This window comes from Nocardioides pelophilus (assembly GCF_014180685.1).
Taxonomy (GTDB): domain Bacteria; phylum Actinomycetota; class Actinomycetes; order Propionibacteriales; family Nocardioidaceae; genus Nocardioides; species Nocardioides pelophilus.
The window spans coordinates 1-8071 of record NZ_JACEHF010000132.1 but is presented as its reverse complement, the minus strand read 5'-3'; the positions used below and the strand labels follow the sequence as shown (position 1 = coordinate 8071).

Sequence of the window (8071 nt, the reverse complement as noted above, 5' to 3'; positions counted from 1 at the left end):
GCCAGCCCGAGGTCGACCGCCGGCGGCAGGTGGCCGTCCGGCCGGAGGTTGCCGAGCACCGACGCGAAGTGGGTGGCCTGCTCGACACCGGAGGAGCAGAGCTGGAAGTAGTGGTAGCCGCCGACCGCAACCCCGCGGGCGAGTGCCGCGGCCCGGTGGTCGGCGAAGGTCGGGTCGACGTACGTCGTACCCTCGCTCGCCTTGAGGTAGGCGAACGCGATCCCGTCGCCGGCCACGGCCGCCCAGTCGATCGCCCCCTGGTGGTGCGACGCGTCGATCCCCCGTACCCGCACCCGCGAGGGCTCGGGTGCTGCCGGCGACGTCGTGCTCGTCGTCGCACTCGTCGTCGGTGAAGGAGCGGGTGCCGACCGCGACGTCGCAGGATCCGACGCCGACGTCGCGCTCCTCGTCGTCGACGGAGCCGGCTCGGCCTTGTCCGCGGACCCGCAGCCGACGGCCGCGAGCAGGACGACGCCGGCAGTGACGAGTCCGGCAGTGACGAGTCCGGGCGAGCGATGCACGCGGCCACCGTACGGCGCGGTCGGGCCGCAGCTACACCAACGCCCGCTCCTGCGCGACCGGGACCACCGCGGCCGCCACGAGCCCGAAGGCGGCGGCCAGGGCGAAGGCGGCGCCGTACCCCCACGCGGTGATGACGATGCCGGCGACCGGGGGGACGGCCGAGGCGACGAGGTACTGACCGGTGTTCTGGATGCCGAGCGCGCGTCCCGACCAGAACGCGCCGGCGCGCTCCGCGACCGCGGCGTAGGCCAGGCCGTTGTCGGCGACGGTGACTGCGGAGGCCACCGCCAGCAGGAGTACGGCGAGCGCGACGACCGTCGCTCCCGACCCGGAGGCCGCGGCGCCGAGCGCCAGCATGGTCCCGGCTGCGACCCAGGCGATCCACTGCATCGGCCGGGTCCGGCTGCCGACCAGGTCGGAGAGGTGCCCGGAGCCGATCCGGCCGAGCGCGCCGATCAGCTGGGTGCCGGCCACGACGATCCCGGCGAAGCCGGCAGCCCAGCCGAGCTCGTCGACCAGCCAGGTCAGCCCGAAGGTCCACACCACGAACTGCGGCACGACCAGCAGCATCGACGTCGAGTGGATGCGGGTGAGGTAGCGGTCGGCCCGGTAGGGGTTCGGGGCGCCGGACCGCTCGGCGGCGGGCGGTCGGGGCGGGTCGACGACGAGGAGGGCGACCAGCACCAGCGCCACGGCGGCGCAGCCCAGCGGCACCCACAGCGCGGCCGCGATGCCGTGCCGGTCGGCGAGGAACGCCATGGTCAGGGCGCCGAGCCCGACACCCAACGGCTGCGCGCACTGGCGGATGCCCATCGCGAGCCCGCGCCGTTCCGGCGGGAACCAGCCCACCACGATCCGTCCCGACGCGGCGTTGGTGGCCGAGGAGCACGCGCCCGCCACGAACAGGGCAGCGGCCACCCGCCACGGTCCGTCGACGAGCACCGCGGCCAGGCCGGCGGCGACCACGCCGCTCATCCCGGTCAGCAGCGCGAACCGCTCACCGCGCCGGTCGACCACCAGCCCCCACGCCACCAGCGTGCACATCAGGCCCGCCATCGGCGCCGCCGCGACCAGGCCGGCCTCGGCGAGCGTCATCCCCAGCCGGTCGTGCAGCACCGGGATCAGGAACGCGGGGCCGTGCACCATCGTCGCGGACGAGGCCTGCGCCGCCGTACCGACGGCGAGCATGGCCCAGCGCCGTCGCGCCGGCAGGGCGGCGTACGACGGTGCCGACTGCTGGTCGGCGCCGGACAGCGGAGGGGGCACCGGCTCAGTCAACGCCTGGTGGGTCGGGAGCGACGAAACGATCTCGCTGGTTGACGCGTGAAATGCGTCTCAGCGCCTTGGTTTCGAGGCTCGCTTCGCTCGCACCTCAACCAGCGGCGACACGCTCGCTTCGCTCGCACCTCAACCAGCGGCGACACGCTCGCTTCGCTCGCACCTCAACCAGCGGCGCTTGGCTTGCTTCGCTCGCACCTCAACCAGCGGCGCTTGGCTTGCTGCGCCCGCACCTCAACCAGCGGCGCTGTCGGGGAGGGGGTTCTTCGGGAGCTTCTTGACGCGGGAGCGCCGCTTCGGCCGCTCGGGGATCATCGACCGCATCTCCTCGAGCTTGCCCCAGCACAGCAGCCGGTCGCCGTCCTCGAGGACGTGGCGCGGGCGCGGGTTCGGGATGACCAGCACCCCGCGGTGCAGGGTCAGCACGGTGATGTCGCGTTCGCTCAGCCCGGACTCGCCGAGCGGCTTGCCGACCAGGTCGGCGTCTCCGTGGACGACGATCTCGGCGACGCCGTACCCGGTCGAGACGCTGAGCCGCTCGCGGACGTCGATGTGGGGGAAGGCGACCTGGTTGTCGATGTAGTCGATGATCGCCCCCGCCACGTCGAGGTTGGTCGCGGCCTCGATGCCCTCCAGCCCGGGGGACGAGTTGACCTCCATCACCAGCGGTCCGTCGTCGCCCTCGAGCATGTCGACGCCGGCGACCTTGAGCCCCATGATCTGGGCGGCGCGGACGGCGACCTCCTGGAACTTGGGGTCGATGTCGACCTTCTCGACACTGCCGCCGCGGTGGACGTTGGAGCGGAACTCGTCGCCCTGGGCCGAGCGCCGCATCGCGGCGACCACCCGGTCGCCGACGACAAGCGCGCGGATGTCGCGCCCCTTCGACTCCTTGACGAACCGCTGGATCAGCACGTTCTGCCGGGTCGACTGGAGGGTCTCGATGATCGCCTCGGCCACCTTCAACGACGGCGCGAGGATCACGCCGATGCCCTGGGTGCCCTCGAGCAGCTTGATGACCACAGGAGCGCCGCCGACCCGCTCGATCGCGGGGATCACGTCGGCGCGGTCCTGCACGAACGTGGTCGCCGGCATCGCCACCCCGTGCCGCGACAGGATCTGGGTCGCCCGCAGCTTGTCGCGCGAGTTCGTGATGCCGCCGGCCGTGTTGGGCGTGTAGACGTCCATCTGCTCGAACTGCCGCACCACCGCGGTGCCGTAGTAGGTGATCGAGTTGCCGATCCGCGGCAGCACCGCGTCGTAGTGCGAGAGGGGCCGGCCGCGGAACTGCAGGTCCGGCTCGTCGCCGGACAGGTCGATGCCGAAACGGAGCGTGTTGAGCACCTTCACGGTGTGGCCGCGCTGGGCGGCAGCGGTCCGCAGCCGCTGCGTGCTGTAGCTACGGGGGGCGCGCGAGAGGATCGCCAGCTTCACGGGTGAGCCGATCGGTCGGGGGCGGACAACGGACTGCAGGCACCGACCGGGTCAGGCCTGCTTGGATGGAGTCGTGCCGAGCTCCCATCTAACCAGCGTCGCCGGCTGGCGTGAGTGGGTGAGTCTGCCCGAGCTCGGGGTCGACTGGATCAAGGCCAAGCTCGACACCGGCGCGCGGACATCGGCCCTGCACGCCTTCGACCTCGAGGAGTTCGAGCGCGACGGCCGGGCCTGGGTGCGGTTCTCGGTCCACCCGTGGCAGCGCAGCGCCGACGACGCGGCCACCGCCGAGCTCCCGGTCCACGACGTCCGCCACGTCCGCAGCTCCTCGGGCCACGTCCAGGAGCGGTACGTCGTCCTGCTCGCGCTGCGCATCGGCGAGCGGCTCATCACGACCGAGGTGACGCTGACCCGGCGCGACGAGATGGGCTTCCGGTTGCTGGTCGGCCGCGAGGCGCTGCGTCAGGGGTTCCTCGTCGACTCCGAGCGGTCCTACCTCGGCGGCCGGCCCAAGCGCGTCGTACGACGACGCAACCGAGGCGTGTAGGCGACACATGGCCCGCGAGTCCTTCGCCATCGGCAACGTCCGGGTGCGCGCCGGCGCTGCCCGCGACGTCGAGCTGCCGATCACCCGGCTGGTCACCGGTGGCGACGTCAGCCTCCCGGTCCGGGTCGTGCACGGGCGCGACCCCGGCCCGGTGGTCTGGGTCAGCGGCGCGATCCACGGCGACGAGGTGATCGGCGTCGAGGTGGTCCGCGAGCTGATCGCGACGCTGTCGCCGAAGGAGTTCCGCGGCACGTTGGTCGCGGTGCCGGTGGTCAACGTGCTCGGGTTCATGGCCGGCGACCGCTACCTGCCGGACCGGCGCGACCTGAACCGCTCGTTCCCCGGCTCGCCGCGCGGCTCCCTCGCCAGCCGGATCGCCCACCTGTTCATGGCCGAGGTGGTGGCCAAGTGCGAGGTCGGCATCGACGTGCACACGGCGGCCGACAAGCGCGCCAACCTGCCGCAGATCCGCGCCGACCTCGACGACCCCGGCACGCGCGCGCTGGCCGAGGCGTTCGGCGCTCCGGTGATGGTGCACGCCCGGGTGCGCGACGGCTCGCTGCGCCAGGCCGCGACCGACGTCGGTGCCAAGGCGCTGCTCTACGAGGCCGGTGAGGCGCTGCGGTTCGACGACGAGTCGATCGCGACCGGGGTCGCCGGCGTACGTCGGGTGCTGGCCTTCCTCGACATGATCGACCCCGACCCGGTCGAGGCGTCGCCGGTGAGCCTGGAGTCGCGCAGCACCGGCTGGGTCCGCGCGCGCAGCACCGGCATCCTCAACCTGGAGACCAAGCTGGGAGCGTTCGTCGAGGCCGGCGACCGGCTCGGCGGCCTCTCCGACACGTTCGGCCGCCGGGTGCGGCTGGTCCGCGCCGACCGCGCCGGGATCGTCATCGGGCTGACCCGTGCCCCGATCGTCAACGCCGGTGACGCGCTCGTGCACATCGCGTCGGTGGAGTGACCGCCCTGCCGACGATCCCGCATGGTGTTTACTACACCACTGTCAATAATCGAAGGGGGATGACATGGGACTCAACCCGGTCGGAGAGATCCTGAAGCGCGCCGACAAGACGCTGACGAGCGCCAACGCGACGCTCGAGACGGTCGGCGGCACCCTGTCCACCGTGGAGGGCACGCTCGAGACGGTCGAGGGCACGCTCACCACGGTCGACGCGACGCTGACCGAGACGAAGACGGTCCTCCGCGAGGTGCAGACGCTCCTGGCGGAGCTGACCGAGGAGATCGCGCTGGTCAAGCAGCTGCCCGAGATGAAGACGATGCTCGAGCAGATCCACGCGGCCGTCACCCAGTCCTGACCCAGTCCTGACACAGGTCCGACCCAGTCGTGACAAAGTAGCGGCCATGATGCTGCTGTCGAGCCGGCTCAAGGCGGCGTACGTCGGCGTGGCCGCTCTCGACACCGTCCTCTCGGCGTCGCCGCGGCCGGCCGCCCACAAGGCGCGGATGCTGACGAAGCCGTTCCTGATGCCGTTGCTGTCCGCCTCGCTCGTGAGCGCGCCCGGCTCGTCGTCGGCTCGCGGCCCGGTGCTCGCCGCGCAGGCCGGGGGCTGGGTCGGCGACGTCATGCTGATGAGCGAGGAGAAGAAGCCGTTCGTCGTGGGCACCACGGCCTTCGGCATCGGTCACCTCGCCTACCTCGCGGCCTTCGTCCCGCGCCGGCGACGTGAGCCGCGGCTCGTCGACGACCCCCGGTCGCGGGCCCTCGCCACCGTGTGGACGCTGTCGTCCCCGGTCATGGCGTGGAACGCGCGGCGCAGCGGCGTGGGCGGCGTGATCGCGACGTACTCGGCCGTGCTCACGTCGATGGCGATCGCAGCCACCCGGCTCGACCGGTCGCAGGACCCGGCCGCGCGCCGGTTCATCGCCGCCGGTGCGCTGGTCTTCCTCGCCTCCGACGCGACGCTCGGGCTGCGCAAGTTCGTCCTGGACGACCCGAGCCCGCGGGTCGAGGGTGCGGTGATGGCGACCTACACCGCTGCCCAGTTCCTGCTGAGCGAGGGCGCGTCCCGCCTGTGAGCCAGACGCAGCCCGAACCGGACCAGCCGCTCTACCTCGACAAGGCCGAGCCGGAGGTCTTCGCGGCCATGGCCGGCGTCTCCAAGCTGATCGCCGCGGCCGCGGGGGAGGCCGGCGTCAGCCTGCAGCTGCTCGAGCTGGTGAACCTGCGGATCTCCCAGATCAACGGCTGCGCCTACTGCCTCGACCTGCACCACGCCAAGGCGGTCCGGCTCGGCGAGGACCCGCGCCGGCTCGCCGTGCTCCAGACCTGGCAGGAGACCACGCTGTTCGACGACGCCGAGAGCGCCGCCCTCGAGCTGGCCGAGTGCATCACCCGGATCCCGGAGCCGTCGGTGCGCCAGGAGGTCGAGGACTTCTCGCGCCAGGTGCTCGGCGACGCGGCGTACGCCGTGATCGCCTGGGCCGCGGTCTCGATGAACGCGTTCAACCGGATCTCGATCACCAGCCACCACCCGGTCAACTGACCCCGAGCGAGGTGTGACCATGAGCCAGCCCCAGCCCCAGCCGCAGCCGCAGACCCAGCCCCAGCCCGTGACCGGTGGACCGTCGCTCCCGCAGGAGCGTCGACTCGTCACCGAGATCCCCGGTCCGCGCTCCCGCGAGCTCGCCGCGCGCAAGGACGCCGCGGTCAGTCGCGCGGTCGGCACCATGCTGCCCGTCTACACGGTCGCGGCCGGCGGCGGCGTGGTGGTCGACGTCGACGGCAACTCGCTGATCGACCTGGGCTCCGGCATCGCGGTCACCACGGTCGGCAACAGCAACCCGCGGGTGGCCGCGGCGGTCGCCGCCCAGGCGGCGGCGTTCACCCACACCTGCTTCATGATCACGCCGTACGACGGCTACGTGCAGGTCGCCGAAGCGCTGAACCGACTCACGCCCGGCGACCACGAGAAGCGGACGGCGCTGTTCAACTCCGGTGCCGAGGCGGTCGAGAACGCGGTGAAGATCGCCCGCTCGGCGACCGGCAGGCAGGCGGTCGTCGCCTTCGACCACGGCTACCACGGGCGCACCAACCTGACGATGGCGCTGACCGCCAAGAGCATGCCGTACAAGAGCGGGTTCGGGCCGTTCGCGCCCGAGGTCTACCGGGCCCCGATGTCCTACCCGTTCCGCGACGGCGGGATCGACGGGATCGACGGGCCCGCNCGGCCCCCCCCCCGCCCGCCGCGCGACCGACGTGATCGAGAAGCAGGTCGGCGCCGCCAACCTGGCGGCCGTCGTGATCGAGCCGATCCAGGGCGAGGGCGGCTTCGTCGTACCAGCTCCTGGCTTCCTCCCCGCGCTTGCCGACTGGTGCCGCGCCAACGACGTGGTCTTCGTCGCCGACGAGGTACAGACCGGGTTCGCGCGCACCGGCGACCTGTTCGCCTGCGAGCACGAGGGCGTCGTGCCGGACCTGATCGTGACGGCGAAGGGCATCGCCGGCGGTCTCCCGCTGGCCGCGGTGACCGGACGCGCCGAGCTGATGGACGCCCCGCACGCCGGCGGCCTGGGCGGCACGTACGGCGGCAACCCGATCGCGTGCGCGGCCGCCCTCGCCGTGATCGACACGATCGAGGCCGACGGCCTGGTCGACCGCGCCCGCGAGATCGGCGCGACGCTGCTGGGCCGGCTGACCGAGCTGCAGGCCGCCGACCCGCGGATCGGTGACGTCCGCGGGCGTGGCGCGATGGTCGCCGTCGAGCTGGTCCATCCCGGGACCACCGACCCCGACCCGGCCCTCGCCCAGCGCATCGCGGCCGCGGCCCATGCCGAGGGGGTGGTGGTGCTGACCTGCGGCACCTGGGGCAACGTGCTGCGGCTGCTGCCGCCGCTGTCCATCCCCGACCATCTGCTGGCCGAGGGGCTCGACGTCCTGGCGAAGGCGCTCGCCCAGGACGCGCCGTAGCGCAGCCGGGCTAGCGGCCGCCGTCGCCCGAGGGCACGATCGCGGAGATGACGGTGCCGTCGGCGCGCTGGATGCCGGCCGGGTTCGGGGGATCGCCGGCGATCACCGGGCCCTGGTGCTCCAGGGGTACGACGACCGGCGGGCCCTCCTGCACCAGCACCTGCTCGCCGCGCACGCTGAACAGCAGCGGTCCGGTGCCCTCCTCGACGCACAGCTCGAGCTCGTCGGCGCGGACGGTGACCCGGACCCGGGTGCCGTGCAGGGTGATCCGGTAGACCAGCGAGGACCACGACGCCGGGAGCCGCGGGTCGATCTGCCACTGGTCCTCGCCCTTGTCGGCACCGCAGTCGCGGGAGCCGCCG

The 8071-nt window shown here is 72.7% G+C and carries 10 protein-coding genes and 1 pseudogene; 7 read left to right on the top strand and 4 right to left on the bottom strand.

The window, feature by feature from the left end; genetic code table 11:
• From H0488_RS17645 to rimK, 3 genes are all read right to left on the bottom strand, one after another.
• Nucleotides 1-521: glycoside hydrolase family 25 protein (locus H0488_RS17645; RefSeq protein WP_312856407.1), on the bottom strand; the 521-nt coding region annotated here is incomplete at its 3' end.
• Nucleotides 522-552: 31 nt separating this feature from the next.
• Nucleotides 553-1788 carry a YbfB/YjiJ family MFS transporter gene (locus tag H0488_RS17640; RefSeq protein WP_312856406.1) on the bottom strand — a complete coding sequence of 412 codons (1236 nt, stop codon included), beginning with the start codon at nt 1786-1788 and terminating at the stop codon, nt 553-555.
• Nucleotides 1789-2034: 246 nt separating this feature from the next.
• Nucleotides 2035-3234: a 30S ribosomal protein S6--L-glutamate ligase gene (gene rimK / locus H0488_RS17635; protein WP_183100555.1), complete on the bottom strand. Its 1200-nt coding sequence runs from the start codon at nt 3232-3234 to the stop codon at nt 2035-2037.
• 73 nt (nt 3235-3307) lie between these two features.
• Between rimK and H0488_RS17630 the strand changes: the two genes are divergently transcribed.
• The 7 genes and pseudogenes from H0488_RS17630 (at nt 3308) to H0488_RS24755 (ending at nt 7709) form a co-directional block, all read left to right on the top strand.
• Nucleotides 3308-3781 (top strand): ATP-dependent zinc protease family protein, encoded by a 474-nt coding sequence (locus tag H0488_RS17630; protein WP_312856405.1) that lies wholly within the window; start codon nt 3308-3310, stop codon nt 3779-3781.
• A 7-nt stretch (nt 3782-3788) separates the two neighbouring features.
• A complete protein-coding gene (locus H0488_RS17625) occupies nt 3789-4742 on the top strand; it encodes a succinylglutamate desuccinylase/aspartoacylase family protein (RefSeq protein ID WP_183100553.1) in 954 nt (317 codons plus the stop codon).
• Nucleotides 4743-4806: 64 nt separating this feature from the next.
• Complete coding sequence (locus H0488_RS17620) at nt 4807-5097, top strand: hypothetical protein (protein WP_183100552.1); 291 nt, start codon at nt 4807-4809, stop codon at nt 5095-5097.
• A 46-nt stretch (nt 5098-5143) separates the two neighbouring features.
• Nucleotides 5144-5818, top strand: coding sequence for a lysoplasmalogenase (locus H0488_RS17615; RefSeq protein WP_183100551.1), 675 nt, complete (start codon nt 5144-5146; stop codon nt 5816-5818).
• Nucleotides 5815-6285, top strand: coding sequence for a carboxymuconolactone decarboxylase family protein (locus tag H0488_RS17610; protein ID WP_220794732.1), 471 nt, complete (start codon nt 5815-5817; stop codon nt 6283-6285). The genes H0488_RS17615 and H0488_RS17610 overlap by 4 nt, the downstream gene beginning before the upstream one ends.
• A gap of 19 nt (nt 6286-6304) precedes the next feature.
• A pseudogene (locus H0488_RS24760) lies at nt 6305-6871 on the top strand (aminotransferase class III-fold pyridoxal phosphate-dependent enzyme); the annotation flags it as partial.
• Nucleotides 6872-6998: 127 nt separating this feature from the next.
• Nucleotides 6999-7709, top strand: coding sequence for an aminotransferase class III-fold pyridoxal phosphate-dependent enzyme (locus H0488_RS24755; protein ID WP_312856404.1), 711 nt, complete (start codon nt 6999-7001; stop codon nt 7707-7709).
• Between the two features lie 10 nt (nt 7710-7719).
• Here H0488_RS24755 and H0488_RS17600 read toward each other — a convergent pair.
• Nucleotides 7720-8071 (bottom strand): glycosyl hydrolase family 65 domain-containing protein (locus H0488_RS17600; protein ID WP_281369693.1); only part of this gene is annotated, 352 nt, incomplete at its 5' end.